Origin of the sequence: Pseudomonas mandelii (assembly GCF_024138395.1) — a bacterium.
In the GTDB taxonomy this organism is placed as follows: domain Bacteria; phylum Pseudomonadota; class Gammaproteobacteria; order Pseudomonadales; family Pseudomonadaceae; genus Aquipseudomonas; species Aquipseudomonas mandelii_E.
In genome coordinates this window covers 579022-596846 of record NZ_JAMYDU010000001.1, presented here as the reverse complement: position 1 = coordinate 596846, position 17825 = coordinate 579022, and the positions used below count along the sequence as shown (strand labels likewise).

Here is a 17825-nt window from a genome sequence, read left to right as displayed (position 1 = left end):
CCCTAAGCAACGTCCATCCTCCGAGGAGTTTCACATGAGCAACGTTCCTTACAAACGTCTGAACAAAGATGATGCAGTGGTATTGATGGTCGACCACCAGACCGGCCTGATCTCGTTGGTGCAGGATTTCTCGCCCAACGAATTCAAGAACAACGTGTTGGCCCTGGGCGACATCGCCAAGTTCTTCGATCTGCCGACCATCCTCACCACCAGTTTCGACAGCGGTCCGAACGGCCCGATCGTGCCGGAGCTCAAGGAGCAGTTCCCGGACGCTCCGTTCATTGCGCGCCCGGGTCAGATCAACGCCTGGGACAACGAAGACTTCGTCAAAGCCGTCAAGGCCACCGGCCGCAAGCAACTGATCATTGCCGGTGTAGTGACTGACGTGTGTGTGGCGTTCCCGACCCTGTCGGCGCTGGCTGAAGGTTTTGAAGTATTCGTGGTGACCGACGCTTCCGGCACCTTCAACACTACCGTGCAACAAGCCTCCTGGGCGCGCATGGCGGCGGCCGGTGCACAATTGATGAACTGGTTCTCGGTGGCCTGCGAGCTGCAGGGCGACTGGCGCAACGACATGGAAGGCCTGGCCAACCTGTTATCGCAGCGCATTCCGAACTACCGCAACCTGATCAACAGCTACACGACGTTCACCGCGAAGTAAGGGGTACGGCTGCCGGTCTCGGTTGGCAGCTTTAAAAGATCGCAGCCTGCGGCAGCTCCTACGGGGATTTGAGTACATCTGATCGTTTACGGATGTACACGCAACCTTTGTAGGAGCTGCCGCAGGCTGCGATCTTTTGTTCTTTGAATTGGGGAAGCCGGGAACGGAAAAAACGGCTATAAAGCGTTTTGCTGTCAACCAGGACGCGACAATGAACCCGTTCGAGGATATGCGTATTTTTTGCCAGGTCATGGACTCTGGCAGCTTCACTGCGGCAGCCGATCAATTGGGGCTGTCCAAGCAATTCGTCAGCCGCCGCCTGATGCAACTGGAAGAGCGCCTCGGTGTGCGCCTGCTCAACCGTTCGACCCGACGATTGGACGTCACGCCGTTGGGGCAAAGTTATTACGAATCGGCACTGCGCCTGCTCAGCGAAGTCGAGCAGGTGGAGCAGGGCATCGCCGGCCAGACCACCGAGCCCCGCGGCACCATTCGCTTGAGCGCGCCGCTGTCATTTGCGGTCGCGCATTTGGGCAGTCTGCTGCCGGTATTTTTGCAGCGTTATCGCGAGGTCACCGTTGAGGTCGACCTGAGCGATCGGCCAGTGGACTTGCTCGGCGAGGGCTACGATCTGGCATTGCGCATTGGCGTGCTGGAAGATTCGACGCTGATCGCCCGACGCCTCGCCTCTATCGAGCGGGTGTACTGCGCCAGCCCGGCGTACCTGGCCGAGCGGGGCACGCCGCTTAAACCCGAGGATTTGCATACTCACGATTGCCTGCCTTACGGCCACGGTCGTCAGGTGCAGTGGCGTTTCGAGGGGCGGGGCAAGCCGCTGAATATCAACGTGACTGGGCGGATGCGGGTCAACAATGGTGAGTTGCTCAAGGACGCGGCCATCGCTGGCATGGGGATCACGTACCTGCCGACCTTCATCGTCGGTTCGGCCCTGGAGGACGGCCGACTCGTGCCGGTGCTGGATGATTTGCGCCCCGAGCCGCTGACCTTGTCGGCCGTCTACCCGCAGCATCGCCAGAGTTCGCGGCCGGTGCAGGCGCTGATCGAGTTCTTGCGTGAGCGGTTGAATCAACGCAAAGAAGGTTCGCGCCACCGGTGATTACAAGATCACAACAAACCCCTGATGTGGTTTTTCTGGATGCTGATCTAGACTCGTGCCGGCTAATCAAAGGCCCGAATTCTGGAGCGTGCAATGGAAATGCCGACAAAAGAAAAAGCCATCGCCAGCAATCGCGATGCGTGGAATGACTCCGCCCCACACCACAAAGATACTCCTGAGTGGCAGGCCTGTTTGAGTGCCGTGAGCCATGGCGATTTTTCCTGCCTGGATGACACCCTCAGCGGGTTGCTTCAACAGGTCGGCGTCGACGGCAAGGACGTGGTGCAACTGGGCTGCAACAACGGACGCGAAAGTCTTTCGCTGTTTACGCTGGGCGCCCGTCATGTCGTGGGCGTCGACCAGTCGGAGGCCTTTCTAAATCAGGCCCGGGAACTGGCATCTCGTTCGCCCCATGAGCCCGAGTTCATCGAGGCTGACATCCATCACTTGCCCACTGAACTGCACCAGCGCTTCGATGTGGCACTGATCACCATCGGTGTATTGAACTGGATGCCGGACATCGCTGAATTCATGCGCCATGCCGCGCAAACCCTCAAGCCCGGCGGTGCGCTTGTGGTGTACGAAACCCACCCGTTCCTGGAGATGTTCGATCCCGAATCAGCCGATCCCTATCGCCCGGACAGCTCGTATTTTCGCAGCGAACCTTTCGTCCAGAGCCAGCCGATTGTCTATGAAGGCAAAGTCGAACAGCAGGCCGCAGCGTCCTACTGGTTCGTCCACACCCTGGGCGCCATCTTCACCGGTGCCGTCGAGGCGGGGTTGCAGATCAGCCACTTCAAGGAATACCCGCATTCCAATCGCGAAGAACTCTACGACCAGTATCAGCAGCAAAAAGCGCAGTTGCCGTTGTGTTACACGTTGGTGGCGGTGAAGCGCTGAGTGTCAGACCTGAGGAATGAGTTGCACTGACTGATGCCATCGCGGGCAAGCCCGCTCCCACAGTGATCGCTGTCGTTCACAAATCCTTTGGTCAAAGCAGTTACCTGTGGGAGCGGGCTTGCCCGCGATGGCGGCGACACGGTCCGCAGTCAAGCAACAACCATCGCTCCCACCAACCAAAATCACACCTGCGCCGCAGTCACTGCCGACTGCGCCGGTTTGCGCAGTTCAGTCAGCCGCGAGCCGCTGTAATAGGTTTCGCGGAAGAAGCGCCAGCGGCCGAACAGGTCGTAGACGTGGGTGATGCGCCCCTGTTCCTGATAGTCCATGCGCAGGTGCATTTTCATGGCCTGGATGTTGCGGGCATCGCAGACGTCCATGACCTTGTTACAACCTTGGTCCCGCATCGCACCCCAGATATTGTACTGGGCGTCCACCGACAGGCTGGAGCCGAAATATTGAGGGATCATTTCGCCGCCGAACTGGAAAAACTCACCGGGTTGGACCCTGAACCAGCAACCGTAATAGTGCTGGTCAAAGTAGTCACTGAGGCTGCCCCATATGAATCCGACGGCATCTCCTTTCTCGTCCAGATACATGTGCCCGGTGTGACCTTCGGACGCGATTTGGGCCATGGCCTTGACGCGGTTACCGTAATACCTGGTGAAAGCCGTGGCGTTCTCCTGGGTAATGGTCACCAAACGCAAGCCCGTGTAGGGCCGTAGTTTGTGCGGCCCTATTGGAGTGACCAGATCGCGTCCCAGCCACAGCAGCTCTCGGTGCAAATACACATAGCGGTTCCAGAGCGTCTGGAGCGTGTGAAGCAGGCCTTTTTGTTTGATTCGTTCGCGAAGCTTGGCGGTGGCGCTCATGAAGTCCTCCGAGGCTGAAGCCAGGGTTGGGTGGGGAACGTTTTTTCAATGGCGATAAATCAAGGTTGCAACGTTTGTAGCTCAGCCGAGTACTGCGGTTCCTCTTTGAACGTCCTTGGCACGACGGCATAGGACACTCTCGGAATGCCCGGAAGACGCAGCTCCAGCATGTGAGCCAGAGACTCTCCGGGGTTTAAATAGATGTCGCCAAAATCGCTGCCGATATGGGTCGGGTGGACGACGATTTCCAGCAGGCCATCGATCGGCATTGCCACGTTGCGCAGGTCAACCGGGGTGCATACGTACTCGGCGGTCGCTCCGGCCAGGCGGCTCAATCGATGGTTGAGCAATGTCTTGAACATCCGCTTGGGCACACTCAGATTATTTCCCAGATGGCGCGCCAGTCGCACCGGCACACCTTGACAGGCGGCGAAACGCGCGACGATTTCGCCGATGGGCCAGATGTTGTGCACGTGCTGATGGGAATCGATATGGCTGGGACGCAGGCCGTTGTCCAGGCAGCGTTGCCATTGGGCTTCGAGCTCCTCCAACACCGCGTCGCGATCCTGGCGGGGGAGCCAGAGACTGTGGCGGGGCAGGCTGAGGTCGAACAGGCCTTCGCTGTTACAGAATGTCGAACGTGAAAGAATCGACGGGCTCAACGGCCGGCCGTAGGTGAGATTGAAATGCAGGCCGATTCGCCCTTTGAGCAACGACTGCCGGGCCAGCACGCAAGCTTCCTCGAACGCCGGCATGTTGGCCATGGCGGTGGCGGAGCTGATGACCCCAGCCAGGAAGGCACCCAGGATCACCGCGTTTTCGCTCTGGCTGAGACCGAAATCGTCAGCGTTGACTATTACTTGGCGAGGCATGTTTGTCCTCCATGATTTTATCGGTGGGCGCCGGACCTTTGTCGACGCAAGCCGTTGTCGGAGGGGGTGCCGGAGCGGTTGATGCCCGCCAGGCCCTCCACTTGTCCAGCCATGGCTTGAGCTGGTGCCAGAGTCGCATGCTCAGTCCCAGGACGAGGCCGCTAGGGCGCCAGGAATAGAAACTCCAGCGCCAGTGTTCCAGTTGCCCTGTCATGCGCTCCTGGAGTTGATGGCTGGAGTTCTTCAGGCTGACTCGCGAAGCGTCGATCCAGTGCCAGTTGTCGTCCAGGCCCCAGCGAATCCACTCTTCGAGCAGCACACGACCGCTGCCCAGGTCGGCGTATTTCGGCAGGAACGCCAGGTTGTAGTCGTACAGCCGGCCCTGTTCCAGCAACCCGATCCGGTAGCTGATGCAGCGCCCGTCGAGTTCCAGCAGCACTACCCGCAGCAGTCCCTGTTCGGCGAGGGCGGTAAAGGCCAGGTCGATCCATTGTCGGCTAAGGTTGCTGGTGAAAATCCCCACGCCTTCGAGACCTTTCCAGCTGTGCGCTTCGACTTCGCTGAGGGCCTGCAATAAAGGCCCGATGGTGGCGGCGTCAGGGGTTATGCGTCGCACCTCGGCGCCATAGGCCAACATGCGTTTACGCGCCCGGCGCAGCTTGTAGCGCGGGTCGCCGGACACTTCCAGGCGGTCGGTCTCGTTGATCAAATGCACCGGCACCCGGCAGCTGAGGCGGCGCTCGCCGGTCGAGCTGTGGGCCATCCATGCAGTCAGCGCGCTTTCTTCGCCGATGGGTTCGGACAATTCATTGAGTTGCAGCATTGCATGGGGTAAGCGACGGCGGATGATTACCAGCGCCTTGCGCATGCTGTCGGCATCGAGGCAGGTGAGCAGGGCCAGGCGATCGGTGAGCGGATAACCGAGGTGGCGCAGGACCCGAAATGGCAGCTTTCCAAAGCGCTCCACGGACGCCACCAGCGGCAGGCACAAGGCCAACTCATCACCGTGCCAGCCCAGCAGAACGTGCAGGCGTGCCCCGGCTGTCAGTGCCTGTTCCGACGCGTACAGCCAGGCCAGGGTATTGAACGGCGTGTGATCGGTCACGCGCAGTCGCAACCCCTCATAGGCCGCTGCCGGAAAGTCGGGGGCGCACAACGACGTGCGCCATTCGAATCGCGCCACCATAAATTCAGGCCACCGCCTCAGGAACAGTTGAACGGGACGGTTTACGTAGCGCATCCAGACGTGAGTCGCGGTAACGGGTCTCACGAAAGAAGCGCCAGCGACCGAATAATCGGTAGGCGTGCAGAATGCGTCCTTGCTCTTGATAGCCCATGCGAACGTGCAGTTTCAGCGCCGGTAGGTTGCGAGCGTCGCAGACATCCACGACCGTGTGGCAGCCTTGGGCCTGCATGGCTTTCCAGAGTCGCAGTTGCAGGTCCACCGAGAGCGTCGTGCCCCAATAGGCACGGGCCAGTTCGCCGCCGAACTCGAAGAATTCGCCTTGCTTTACCGGGAACTTGCAGCCATAGAAATGCCGGTCGTGATATTCCCGGATGCTGCCCCAGATGAAGGCCACCGTGTCGCCTTTGTCGTCCAGATACATGTGCCCGGTGTACCCCTCGGCAGCCAGTTCCGCCATGGTGTTGACGCGGTCGCCAAAGTGACGGGCGAAGGCGGCGGTGTTGTGCACCGTGATGGCCTTCATCCGCAGCGGTGGGTAAGGTTTAAGCTGATGGGGCGGTACCGGGCTGACCAGGTCACGCTTCATCCATAACAACTCCCAATGAGCGAACACGTAGCGCCTCCACACGACCCTGATCGTTGCACGCAGGCCTTTTCGTTTGATGTGTTGGCGAAGTCTCCCTAAGGCATTCATGTCATTGTCTCCTGACAGGGACCGGTCGCGGATGACGTACTGCAACGCGCAGTCGAGAGCGGCGCGGTCGTGGTGATGCAAATTGACGGCGTTCATGAGGCGCTCCAGCTCAAGGCGAACAGGGTTTCGCCCGGCAGGTCGAAGCTGACGCGACCGTCGTGACAGTTGAATTGAGCGCTACGGCTGCGGCTGTCGGCACCGAAGTACACCAGCGCTCCCTTGGCCAGCGGGCACGTCGCCCCGGCTAGATCGACACGCTGCGAGCGCACTCCCTTGTTGACCCCCAGCAGACTGCGCTGGCGTTCGGTGGCCATGGCCAGCACGTCGACTTCGAAAGCGTCGTTGTCCAGGCGCATCACGTTTTTCAGCCAGTGCTGCTGGATGAATTGCTGGGCCAGGCCCACCGGTTTGAGTTCGAAACGATCGCCGCCCAGCACCCGCACCATGCCTTTGGGGTAGGTCGGCTCATCGGCGGCCTGGAACCAGTTGAGCATGTCCAGCAACCCGTCCTGCGCCGAGTTGATGACCACCGAGGTCCACCACATCGAGGCAAAATGGGTTTCCTGATCGTAGGGGCTCAGGCTTGAGCCGCTGGACAGGTTGGTCTGATCCAGCAACAAAGCTTTGCGTGGCCGGCCTTTGGCATCGAGGCCCACCAGTTCGGCGGCGCGGCGCACGCTGTCGCGATAAACCCGGGTCGCCAACAGGTCGCGAATCATCCATTCATGCCAGGCGAGGGCGTCGATCTGCTCGCCGGATTCGGCCAGCAGGCGCCGCGCCCAGTCGATACCGCGCTTGTCGGCGGCGTTGTCGGCGAACGGGCCGTTGACGAAGCGCGAAGTGGCGGGCATGGCGATGCGCACACCGGCTTTGGCGTTGGCCGGATCGCTGCGCACTTGCCGGGCCATGCTGTTGAAGATCGCCTGGTAGTCGGCGTAGCTCGAGTAGTTGAGGTTCGGCTCGTCGGCGAACGCGATGTAATGAGTACCGGTACCACCGAGGGCGCGAGTGGCGGCGAGCCAGGCATCGAGGCCGGCGTTGCTTTGGGTATCGGCCCGCAGATCGGCCTGACGCTGACTACCGGCTAACAGCGTGAGGTTCTGGGTGATGCCGAAGCGATTCTGATAGAGCTGGCGGAACGCATCTTCGTGGTGCGGATTTTGCGCGGTCACATCGACGAAACTGTAATAGGTGCCCGCCTGGGGCTTGAGGGCGTCGAGCACGGCGAAGCTGGATTGAGGGGGCAGCACGTAGGGCAAGTAAATGCCCAGGTTCGGGGTTGGGCCGAGCATCTCTTTGTGCAGGGTCAAGCGAGTCTGGCCATTGTCCTCGCGCAACGGTTTGAGCTGCTGCGGTTTCTGGGCAAACAGATTCGCCGTGCCATCGAGCCAGAACGCGACCTTGCCGCTGCCTTGCAGGCGCAGGCGCCAGACCTGTTCGCCATGAGTGACGGGCAATGCCATCTGATCGAACTGCCAATAGGCGCGATGGGGTTTCAGCGCCAGGGACAGCTGTTTGTTGTCGCTCACGCGCTGGGCTTGCAGGGCGTTGATCCCACCGTGAAATTTGCCGGCGAGTATGGCGCGTTCGCCCGGCGCGACCTTGAAATACAGCTCATCGCCACCGCGGGTTTCGGCACTGAAATGCACCTTGGCCGGGGCGAACAACGCCACGGTGTGCTCGTCGTGTTCGATCGTGTAGCGGCGGAAACTGTAGCCCGGAATTTCCAGTCGATAACTGGCGGCACTTGGCGCCAGTGGCCAGCTCTGCTTGCCCCGGGTTTCACTGGCGGCGATCAGGCGTTCGCCCTTCAGGTTGCCGTTGCCGTCGAGCAGGTACAGGCGTTCTTCGTTGGCATCGGCCTGCCACGCCGGAACCCAGCGAATAGTCAGCGTGTCGGGGCGATCCGTTTGCAGGTACAGGCTGCCGTCGCGAATATCAGCCCAGCGCATGGGCGCCGCCTGGGCGCTCAAACCGAGGCCCAGGCTCAACAGCAGCATGAGGCGTTTCATGCCGATTTCCGTTGCAGTATCTGAAGCATCGGAGCCACATCGCTGGGCAGGATGATCAGGGTTTGCCAGATCGGTACGCCGCTCAACCGGCAATACATCACCAGCAGCGCGACGGTGACCGCCAGGTAGGCGATGGACGATGCCGTCGCCGCGCCGACGATGCCGTAAATCGGGATCAGTAACAGGTTCAGGGCCAGGTTGAGCAACGCGCCGAGGCCCATCAACAGCGAAATCGTGCCGGGGCGATTTTTGCCCAGCAAGTCCAGGCGCAGGATGCTCGCATAGCAAAGACCGAGCAGCCCCGGCAGCAGCGCCAGCAACGCCGGGTAGGCCGGCTGATAGGCAATGCCGAACAGTGTGATGATCAGCCACTCACCGATCACCGCCATGGTCAGGCAGGCGCCGAGCATCACCGTGGCGGTCAGGCGCAGCGCCAACGGCGTCAGGCGATCCATGCCTTCATCCTGTTGCAGCAGGCGTTTCATCAGCGGCGTGGTCACTGCTTCCGGGACGATCAGCAGCAACTCGGCGGCGGCGCTGGCCATGGCGTAGTGACCCAACGCCGTGCTGCCGAGCAGGGCGCCGATGAACAGAAAATCGGAGCGCAGAATCACTTGCTGGAACAACAGGTCCGGATGGCTGCGAGCACTGTAGCGCCACAGTTCATTCTGGCTGGCGCGGTCCCATTGCAACTTCAAGGGTTGAGCGCGCTTGAGCCAGAACCAACCGGCCAGCACCACCAGGCTGATGCCCGCCAGCCAACTGATCAGCGCTGCTTCCAGCGCGGCGTCTTTCCACATCCAGAACAAGGCCAGAAACAGCAGCAGTGGCGCCAGTGATTCCACCAGCCGCAAGACATTGAACGCGACCACACCGCCCGACGCATTGTGCAAGGTCAGCAGACCACTTTTGAGCACGGTCAGCGGCACCGCCAGCAGCAACAGCCAGGCGAGCAATCCCAGTTGCGTGGTGATGTCGAGTTCGCCGCCGAGTTCGCGCACCAGCGCCACCACCAGCAACGTCAGCAAACCCGCCAGCAAGCAACCGAACACCAGCACTTGGCTCAGCAACAATCCCATGGGCCGTTGCTTGGCCGCCTGATAGCCCACCGCCGAATTCAACCCGCCGCTGGTGGCGGCGCTGATCAAATCGGGCAGGGTACTGAGCAGGGCAAACAGACCGCGCTCGCTAGGCCCCAGAATCCGCGCCAGCAATACGTTGCGCAGCAGCCGCAGGGCGATCATCGCCAGTTTGGTGCCCATGCTCAGGGCCAAGTGTTTGAGATAGTGATTGCGACTCATGGCCGGGCTCCGCGGTAGATGCGCCAGGACAGCAGCTCCGGATTGCGCGCCGTGCGATGGCTGATGCCGATTCGCGGCAAGGCCAATGGATCGCTGATACCCCGATAAATCCCGGCGACGGTGCCCAGGGCAAACGGGAAGTCGTGGTTGGCCACGTGTTCGCGCACCCGCTCATCATGGTTGCCATTGGGGTAGCAGTAGACCGGTAGCGGCCGGTTGCAACCGTTCAGCAGGGCATCGCGACTGCGGCTCAGTTCCTCATCCAGACGTTGATCGTCAAGGCTCGTGAGGATCGAATGGCTGGCGCCATGGGGACCGAAGCGGATCAACCCGCTGGCTTCCAGCGCGCGTACCTGATGCCAGTCCAGCGCCTGGGGCAACGATTCATCCGGGCATTGATCGGTGAGCCGGCTCAGTTCGCCCGGGGGCAGGGTTTTCAGGGTTTGCAGAAAATGCAAAAGCGCCAGGCTGCGGCGCTGCACATCCAGATCATCGAGCAGCACCGGCAGCGGTAGCCCAAGCCGTTGCAGGCATTCAATCAAATGCGTCCGGGCTTTTTCACCGTGGCTGCGCCACAAGGTTTCCCCCAGGCTTTCCCACCAGAAGCGTTGCCGGCTGCCAATGAAATCGGTGGAGAGAAAAATGCTCGCCGGCACCTGATGCTTTTTCAGTAACGGGAAGGCATTCAGCGCGTTGTCGCGCCAGCCGTCGTCGAAGGTCAGCGCGATTTTTGGCCGCCCGGTTCTGATGGCACCGGGTTGCAAGATCTCCATCAGTGGCACGCAGTCGAAGTTCTTTTTCAACCAAGTGAGCAGATGTTCGAATGCCTTCGGCCCGACGCACAGTTCATTGCGATGGGGCAGGTCGGCGGCCCGGTCATTGGCCAGCACCCGATGCAGCATCAGGATCACCCCGGCACCGTGCAGTTGGTGACGGCCTATCGGCGAGTTGAGATAAAGCCAGCCACTGGTGCGTTTTAATAATTGTTTGATCGCCATGGCGCGGTCCTTTCAACGATTTTGCTCGGGGTTCCATTGCGCGTACCGCTGGCCGCGCAGGAACTGCCACAGACCGCTACTCATCCCGGCAAGGGTCACCAGAACAAACGCGGCGAGGCGAAAGGGTTTGGGCAAACGGTGTTGCACATCCAGCAGGCCGACGATGGCCACCGCGTAACCGAGCAGTTGCGCGATCAGGCTCAGGCGATAGAAGCCATGTACATTCCACAGCCAGAAATTGCTCAGCAGCAACGGCAGCAACAGGACCGGTGCCAGGCGTCGAATCAGCTTGTGGCTGATCAGGGCAATCGCATACAGGCCATGGCGCCAAGGGTTCAGCAGCTCCCGGCGCTGGGCCAGGCTTTGCAGGCCGCCGACGGTGACGCGCTGGCGACGGCGCCATTGCTTGTCGATTTCGTCGACGCCCTGGTCGATCACTTGTGCTTCGGGCACATAGACGATGCGTTTGAACGCCACCGGCGCGCAGGTGCTGATAAAGAAGTCATCGTTGACCTCCGCCGGCACGTGCTGGAACAACTCGCGGCGCAGGGCGAGCAGGGCGCCGTCGGCGGAGACCATGCAGCCGGTGCGATTTTCCATCTTGCGCAGCCAGCCTTCGTAGTGCCGATAAAGGCTGTCGCCCAGGCTCAGGCCCTTGCCCGGCACCGGGATCAGCATGTGCCCGGCGCAAGCTCCGATCTCCGGATCGGCCAAGGGCGCGAGCAACTGGCCAAGGGTGTTGGTCGACCATTGGTTGTCGGCATCGGTGAACACCAGAATCTCGCCCATGCTCAGGGCGACACCGGCATTCAAGGTGGCTGCCTTGCCCTGACGGGGCAGGTCGAGCACGCTGATGCGCGGGTCGATGACCTTGTGGGCGCAGGCCACGGTGTCGTCGGTGGAGCCATCGCTGGCCAGAATGATGTGTAGCGAAAGCGCCTGGTAATCCTGGGCGAGCAGGGTGCGCAATTTCTCTTCGACATGCCGGGCCTCATTGTGCGCGGCGATGATGATGCTCACGTTCATCGGTGGCGCTGGCGCATGACGCCGCGCGGGGAACAAGGGCGCGATCAGTGTCAGCAGCAGTGGATAGCCGAGCCAGGCATACACCGGCAATAGCAGGCACATCCAGAAAATGAATTCAGCCACGGGCCGGCCTCCTGGCATTCCAATGACACAGGCTCAAAATGAGCGCGGCACCGGCCAGGTGCAGACGCACCCAGTGCAGACCCCACAATTGCAGCATCAGGCGAAGGTCACGGTGTTTCAGGCTTTGGCGCAGGCTCTGGGCGAGCGCTGGCAGGCTGGTGATGAACGCGATGAATAACGCCGCTTCGGGAAAACCATTGAGCAGGGCGGATAGCGCGATGAAATCCAGCGCCCAGACGCACATCGAAAAGGCCGGAAACCGCAGCAACCGCAGGCTCATCCCCTGAGTGCGCAGCAGTTGCAGATGACTGCCCTGGCGCCACAACTCCTTGCCCATCCATTCGCGCCAACTGCCTTCGTAACCCCAATGCAAGGCGACGCTTTGGCTGACCGCGAACAATCGCGCGCCGGCTTCACTGAGGCGCAAGGTGAACGCCTTGTCTTCGCCGGTGCGCAGGGTCTCGTCGAAGCCGCCGACCTTGTCGAACCAGCTACGGCGCATCAACAGATTGGCGCTGGGCAACCATTGCACCGGATGCATGGCATGAGTGGTCGGGCGGGTCATGCGACGTTGCCAGGCCGTGGCAAACCACGGCGCTTCGACAGGGGTGTGCAAGTCCAGGGCAAGGACATCGGCCTGACCGCCGGACGCCAGTTCGAGCAGCCGTGTCAGCCAATCCTCGGGTATCTCGATATCGGCATCGATGAAGCCCAGCCATTCGCCCGTCGCCATCGCCGCCCCGCGATTGCGCAGGGCGCCGATCAGCAGGCCGGGCAGCACCAGCACCTGTGCACCGAACTGGCGAGCGATGTGCGGGCCCTGATCGTCGGAGCCGTTATCGACCACGATCAACTCGCATTCCAGCCCGGCAGCCTCGGCGGCTTTTTTCGCGGCGAGCAAGGTACGGCCGATGTGTCGGGCTTCGTTGTACATCGGGATGACAAGGCTGATGCGGCTCATGCTCTGGCTTCCGTTAGCGGACGTTCTTCAGCCTTGAGGCGCAACACGCAAGTCAGGGCGAGCATGATCCACAGGTATTTGTGATTCGGTGCGCTGAGGAACATCAAAAACAGCAACAGCGACAGATAGCTCATGCCCAGGTGCGTGATCAGGTCGGCCTGTTCCCAATTGCGTCGCAGCAACCAGGCGTGTCGGGCGCGGACCAGGTTGTACATCCCAAGGCCCAGCATGCCGACGAACAACAGCCCGGCGGGAATCCCTACTTCGCTGAAAATTTCCAGGTAAGTGTTGTGAGCGCGGCGGTACAGGTCACCGGGCTTGCGGTTGGCGGAAAACGCCTTGGCGTAACCGGTGGTGGCGTACTGCAGGGAGAAAGTACCGGGTCCGGAACCGAGTAACGGGTGCTCACGAATGACCTGGCTGCCGACCACAAGGTATGACGCGCGGCGGCCAAGGGATTCGTCCTGGCTCTTGGCGCCGGCCTTCAGGATGCTCAAGGATTGGATACGCGCAACATAACCGGCCGGCATCGAGTAAATGGCCAGCGGAATCACAATCACCAAGCCAAGCATGGCAAAGCCCAGATGGCGCGGACGAATGCGTGGCAATTGAGCGCGATAGTGCCAGGCGCCGATCATCAAGCTGAGGAACAGCACCACCAACCCGGAACGGGATTCGGTCTTGGTCATGCCGCCCAACAGCAAAATGCAGCAGGCGCCCCAGAACAATCGGTGCAACAAATTCGGGCCGCGGATCACCAGCAGCAGGCCCAATGGCACGGCGAAGGCGATCAGCAGGGCAAAGGAGTTCGGGTCTTCCAGCAGCCCGGAGGCGCGACCCTGGTCCTGATACTTGATGGAGAGCATGGCCAGCACGCAGGTCGCGCTGACGCTGAGGGTCACCAGCCGGGCGAACAGGTCGAGGCTCAGCTCACGGCCGATCAGCAAGGTAATCACAAACAGAATCAGGCCGACGGCAAGCTCACGCAGATGAGACTGGGACATGTCCAGGTTGTCAGTAATGATCATGCTCAACAGGTACAACGCCATGAACCAGATCAGGTAGCGCCAGATGTTGCTGCGCAGGCGCTCGGATGGAATCTGGTGCATGGCCAGTTGCAACATCAGGATCAGTGCCAGCGACGCACCAATGAATTTGGTGCCCGACACTGCATTGCCCTTGAAGAAACCTTCGAACGGGACCAGCGCCGCAATACCCAACAAACCCCAGGCAGGTTTTCGATAAAGCACCGCGATGGCCACCAGGCCCAGCACCGCGCCCGGTGCCAGATACGGATAAGGGCTGGCCAGCAAACCGAAGCAGACCAGGGCGAGCAAACTGACGATCGAGAGCGGAAAGATCACGCGCGTGCCTCCCGTGCAGTACGGATATAAAGCTGCGACCAGCGTTCGGCCAAAGCCTTCAGGTCGTAACGGTCCAATTGCGTACGTCTTGCGTTGTCGATCAGTTCACGAGCCAGTGCCGGCTCATTCAGCAGCGTATCGATCTGTCGCGCGAGGGCGGCACTGTCGGTGGGTGTCGCCAGCAGGCCGTTGTGCCGGTCCTCCAGCACATCGGGAATCCCGCCGACGCTGAATGCCACCACCGGCACTCCGGCCTGCATCGCCTCCAGTAGAATCATCGGCGTGCCCTCGGTGCGCGAGCTGATCACCAGCGCATCGAGTTGCTGCCACCACCGGTTCATGTCGGTCTGGTAACCCGGCAGGGTGATGCGTTTGTGCAAGCCGGCGGCGGCAATCCGCGCCAGCAGGGTTTGCTGTTCCGGGCCGTCGCCGAGCATTACGGCGTCCAGTTGCGAGTGTTGCTGACAGAGCGGAATCAGGGCATCGAGAAACAGGTCCGGGCCTTTTTCATTGCTCAGCCGCCCGACGTAGCCCGCCAGCCAGCGCGAGTGCGGGGCATTGAGGGGCAGCAGGTCGCTGGCCTTTGGCAGACCATTGGGGATCACTTGCAGTTTCTCCGTCCGGACACTGGCCTTGCGGTGCAGCACGGCGATGCTTTCGGCTACGCAAACCACGCGACGCACCGACGCTGTACGGCACAATTGCAAACTCAGCCAGCCATAAACGCGTTGCTTGCGACTGCGTGGAGTAAAACCGTGTTGAGTAATCACCAACGGCAAATCCAGCAACGTCGCACCCACCCAGCCAAACAACAAACCTTTGAAATTGTGCGTGTTGATCAGCGGCTGTTCAGCCCGCCGCTGACGTAAATGACGCAGCAAATCACTCAACCCCACGAAGCTGCGGCAGTCGACCCCGGCTTCGCGAAATCGCGTGATCAGCGCTGGCGGCGCATCGAGAAACAGCACCTGGTGCTGCCCCGGCGTCGCCAGGCAATGGTCCAGCAGCATCCGCTCAGCCCCATAGAAGCCGCCGCTGCTGATCAAATGCATGATCGGCAGAGCGCTGGCGCTGAGCGGCCCGTTCAATGGCGCACCCAATGCACGAAGCTAGGCACGGTCCAGTTTTTGTGCGGGTTGTTCGGCAGGACGTCTTGCTCGTTGATCACCAACAGCACTGGCAAGCCCAGTTCATGGGTGATTTGCGCTGGGTGTTTGAAGCGGTGATCGAAGAACTCACGCACGTAGACGAAGGCAATCGCCAGCAGCAGACCGGTCAGCATCCCGAACGGAATAATCAGTATCGGTTTTGGAAACGCCGCATCGGTCGGCTCGTACGGCGGGCTGAGTACCCGGGCGTTGGACATATCGTTGTCCAGCGAACGGGAGGTGCTGCTTTCAGCAAAGCGCTGTGCGTAGGTGGAGAACGCCGCGTGCAGGGCATTGATCTCGGTGTCCATTTGCGCCAGTTTGCTTTGAGCCACTTGCAACTGATGGATGCGGTCCTTGAACTCGGCGATGCGCGCGGTTTTCTGCTTGATCACCGAGGTGACGATCGCCAGGTCGTTGGTCCGCTCCTGAATCCGGTTGCTGACGATTTTCAGGAACTGCTGGCGGGTGCGGGAAATCTGCTCGCGGGTCAACAGCATCGGTTCACTGCCCGGCTTGAAGATCGCCAGGTCGTTCATGTAGCGGCTGACCTGAGTCGTCAGTTGCTCACCGAGCTGTCTGATCTCCCGGTCTTCGAACGCAATATTGTCCACCGTGGTGGTGAAGGTGTAGGGGAAGGTGTACTCGCTGAGCCGGGACGTATTGGTGGCGGTCGTCAGGGCGGTTTTCAGGTAGTCGAGCCAGCGTTGGCTTTGCAACAGGCGATCCTGATACAGATTCAGGGCCTGTTCCTCGGTGTTGATGGCGTTGAGGCGGAAGGTGATTTCTTCCTTCGGATCGGATGAAGCCACACCTTCGAGCAACGCCAGTCGCGTGCCTTCCAGCCCATCGAGACGCACCTGATATTGCTTCTTTTTGGTTTCGTAGAAGCTCTGCGGCAGTTCGATCGATTGCAGTTCCTGACGGTTGATCAGGTAATTTTGCAGCAGCGCCGCGACAAACCGGGTGCCTTGGGCAGGATCGCCAAAGCTGTAGACAATGGAGATCACGTTGGAGCCCGGCATGGTCTCGATTTTCAGGTTTTCGGTGGCCTGCTGGGTGAAGACATCCAGGTCGGTATCGCGCACGGGATCGGTCTCAAGCCCGAACGCGTCGCGCACCGGATTGACCACGTATTCACGCAAAGGGGTGGTCACAAAACGTTTGATCGGTTCGGTCACCAGTTTGCTGAAGATCCCGGGGTTGGGCGCGTACTCGCCTTTGGCCCGCAGGTCGCTGATGGTCTGACGGATCAGGGCCGGCGAACGCAGGATATTGCTCTCGGTTTCCATGTCTGCCAGTGACGGCGGAATGAACGAGGCATCACCCTGGGTCAGGGACGTGGTGGCGTCTCCCTGGGAGAGTTTTTTGGACTGCACGATCACCTGCGCGGTGATATCGAAGCTCTGTTTGAGCATCAGCGGCAAGAGCAGGGCGATCACTGCAAAGATCAGGAAGACTCGTTTCACCAACTGCTTGTTGGCGAAGAAAATCCTGAAGAACTCATGCAGGTAGTTTTCCTTTGGGTTCATGGTCGGTCCCCTGAGCGTTAGTTGTCGCTGTCTTTGTTGTCGACGCGGTAGGCGAAACCGAAGCCCACCCCTTGGAACAACACCACATCCGCCAGTTGCCGCGCGAGCTCACCGGCGCTGGCCAGTTTGGTCTTGGGCACGTAGAGCATGTCGTCCGGTTGCAGGTAAGCAATCTGCGAAGCGTCACCGGACAAGGCTTTTTCAACGTCATAGTGCACGGCCTGCACATGGTTGCCGGTGCGGCGCATGATCACCACCGAATCGAGTCGCGCCTTGACGTTGGTACCACGGGCCAGGGTCAACGCTTCGAGCACCGAGACCGGCCGGCGAATCGGGTAGGAACCCGGTTGTGCGACTTCACCCAGCACATAGATTTCGTTGCCCGACGTGGACTTGAGCATGACGTCGACCCTCATCCGTCCCGGCAGTTGCGCGTAACGTTGATTGAGGAAAGTTTCCAGTTGGTTGACCGTCATGCCTTGCAGCGGTACGGAGCCTATTTCCGGGAAACTCGCATAGCCGTCGTTGCCCACGGTGATCTCCCGGGTCATACCGCTACCGGGCTGACTCAGGTTGCTCTTGAGGTTCTGCTCGTTGCTCAGCGGGCTGGTGACCAGCACGGTCACCTGATTGCGATTGGGCTGGAACAGAGATTTGCGCTCATAGGCACGCTGGATCTCCTGCCGCGCTTCGACAGCCGTCAGCCCGGCGATTTTCACCGCGGTATTGGCCCCCGGCAGTTCGATGGTGCCGTCGGGCAGCACCAGTTGAGTGCCGTTGAGCTGGCTGGCCGCGGTGAAGTTCAGGGCGACCTGGTCACCCGCCTGAATGCGGTAAGCACCCGAGCTACTGGTGCTGACGTGAAAGATCACATCCAGCACGTCCTTGGGCCGCAGGGTCTGTTCGACCCTGGGCATGTCGGTGGCCTGGGCATGGGCCGGCTCGGCCGTGAGAATCTGCACCGGCATATGCTGGGTTTCACTGGTGCTGGAGCAACCTGCAAGCGGCAGCAACAGCAGGAGAAGCATTTTAGCGTTCATAGCGTCATCCTTTTCTGC

At 60.7% G+C, this 17825-nt stretch carries 16 protein-coding genes; 3 read left to right on the top strand and 13 right to left on the bottom strand.

Features of this window, described 5'->3' with window-relative positions; all coding sequences use genetic code 11:
• Window positions 1-34 precede the first annotated feature (34 nt).
• The 3 genes from ycaC (at window position 35) to NHU87_RS02680 (ending at window position 2678) form a co-directional block, all read left to right on the top strand.
• Window positions 35-661: an isochorismate family cysteine hydrolase YcaC gene (ycaC, locus tag NHU87_RS02690; RefSeq protein ID WP_253545361.1), complete on the top strand. Its 627-nt coding sequence runs from the start codon at window positions 35-37 to the stop codon at window positions 659-661.
• Between the two features lie 211 nt (window positions 662-872).
• Entirely contained in the window at window positions 873-1778 is a 906-nt protein-coding gene (locus NHU87_RS02685; protein ID WP_253545359.1) for a LysR family transcriptional regulator, read from the top strand.
• Between the two features lie 93 nt (window positions 1779-1871).
• Window positions 1872-2678, top strand: a complete 807-nt coding sequence (locus tag NHU87_RS02680) for a class I SAM-dependent methyltransferase (protein ID WP_253545357.1) — start codon at window positions 1872-1874, stop codon at window positions 2676-2678.
• Window positions 2679-2860: 182 nt separating this feature from the next.
• On the opposite strand, the gene NHU87_RS02675 is transcribed toward NHU87_RS02680, so the two are convergent.
• The 13 genes from NHU87_RS02675 to NHU87_RS02615 form a co-directional block, all read right to left on the bottom strand.
• Window positions 2861-3550, bottom strand: a complete 690-nt coding sequence (locus NHU87_RS02675) for an N-acetyltransferase (RefSeq protein ID WP_253545355.1) — start codon at window positions 3548-3550, stop codon at window positions 2861-2863.
• A gap of 59 nt (window positions 3551-3609) precedes the next feature.
• Window positions 3610-4422 (bottom strand): ChbG/HpnK family deacetylase, encoded by an 813-nt coding sequence (locus tag NHU87_RS02670; protein WP_253545353.1) that lies wholly within the window; start codon window positions 4420-4422, stop codon window positions 3610-3612.
• Window positions 4394-5608 carry a GNAT family N-acetyltransferase gene (locus tag NHU87_RS02665; protein ID WP_253545351.1) on the bottom strand — a complete coding sequence of 405 codons (1215 nt, stop codon included), beginning with the start codon at window positions 5606-5608 and terminating at the stop codon, window positions 4394-4396. Before NHU87_RS02665 ends, NHU87_RS02670 begins: the two co-directional genes overlap by 29 nt.
• 4 nt (window positions 5609-5612) lie before the next feature.
• A complete protein-coding gene (locus NHU87_RS02660; RefSeq protein ID WP_253545623.1) occupies window positions 5613-6302 on the bottom strand; it encodes a GNAT family N-acetyltransferase in 690 nt (229 codons plus the stop codon).
• 92 nt (window positions 6303-6394) lie between these two features.
• Window positions 6395-8314, bottom strand: coding sequence for a hypothetical protein (locus NHU87_RS02655; protein ID WP_253545349.1), 1920 nt, complete (start codon window positions 8312-8314; stop codon window positions 6395-6397).
• On the bottom strand, window positions 8311-9615 hold the full coding sequence (locus NHU87_RS02650) for a lipopolysaccharide biosynthesis protein (protein WP_253545347.1): 1305 nt from the start codon (window positions 9613-9615) through the stop codon (window positions 8311-8313). Before NHU87_RS02650 ends, NHU87_RS02655 begins: the two co-directional genes overlap by 4 nt.
• Window positions 9612-10613, bottom strand: a complete 1002-nt coding sequence (locus tag NHU87_RS02645) for a polysaccharide deacetylase family protein (protein ID WP_253545345.1) — start codon at window positions 10611-10613, stop codon at window positions 9612-9614. The genes NHU87_RS02650 and NHU87_RS02645 overlap by 4 nt, the downstream gene beginning before the upstream one ends.
• Before the next feature lie 12 nt (window positions 10614-10625).
• Window positions 10626-11762, bottom strand: coding sequence for a glycosyltransferase (locus NHU87_RS02640; protein WP_253545343.1), 1137 nt, complete (start codon window positions 11760-11762; stop codon window positions 10626-10628).
• Window positions 11755-12723: a glycosyltransferase gene (locus NHU87_RS02635; protein WP_253545341.1), complete on the bottom strand. Its 969-nt coding sequence runs from the start codon at window positions 12721-12723 to the stop codon at window positions 11755-11757. Before NHU87_RS02635 ends, NHU87_RS02640 begins: the two co-directional genes overlap by 8 nt.
• Window positions 12720-14087: an O-antigen ligase family protein gene (locus NHU87_RS02630; RefSeq protein ID WP_253545339.1), complete on the bottom strand. Its 1368-nt coding sequence runs from the start codon at window positions 14085-14087 to the stop codon at window positions 12720-12722. The genes NHU87_RS02635 and NHU87_RS02630 overlap by 4 nt, the downstream gene beginning before the upstream one ends.
• A complete protein-coding gene (locus NHU87_RS02625) occupies window positions 14084-15139 on the bottom strand; it encodes a glycosyltransferase family 4 protein (RefSeq protein ID WP_437180816.1) in 1056 nt (351 codons plus the stop codon). Before NHU87_RS02625 ends, NHU87_RS02630 begins: the two co-directional genes overlap by 4 nt.
• 32 nt (window positions 15140-15171) lie before the next feature.
• Window positions 15172-16767: a GumC family protein gene (locus tag NHU87_RS02620; RefSeq protein ID WP_253545336.1), complete on the bottom strand. Its 1596-nt coding sequence runs from the start codon at window positions 16765-16767 to the stop codon at window positions 15172-15174.
• Between the two features lie 17 nt (window positions 16768-16784).
• Entirely contained in the window at window positions 16785-17807 is a 1023-nt protein-coding gene (locus NHU87_RS02615) for a polysaccharide biosynthesis/export family protein (RefSeq protein ID WP_253545334.1), read from the bottom strand.
• Window positions 17808-17825: the final 18 nt, after the last annotated feature.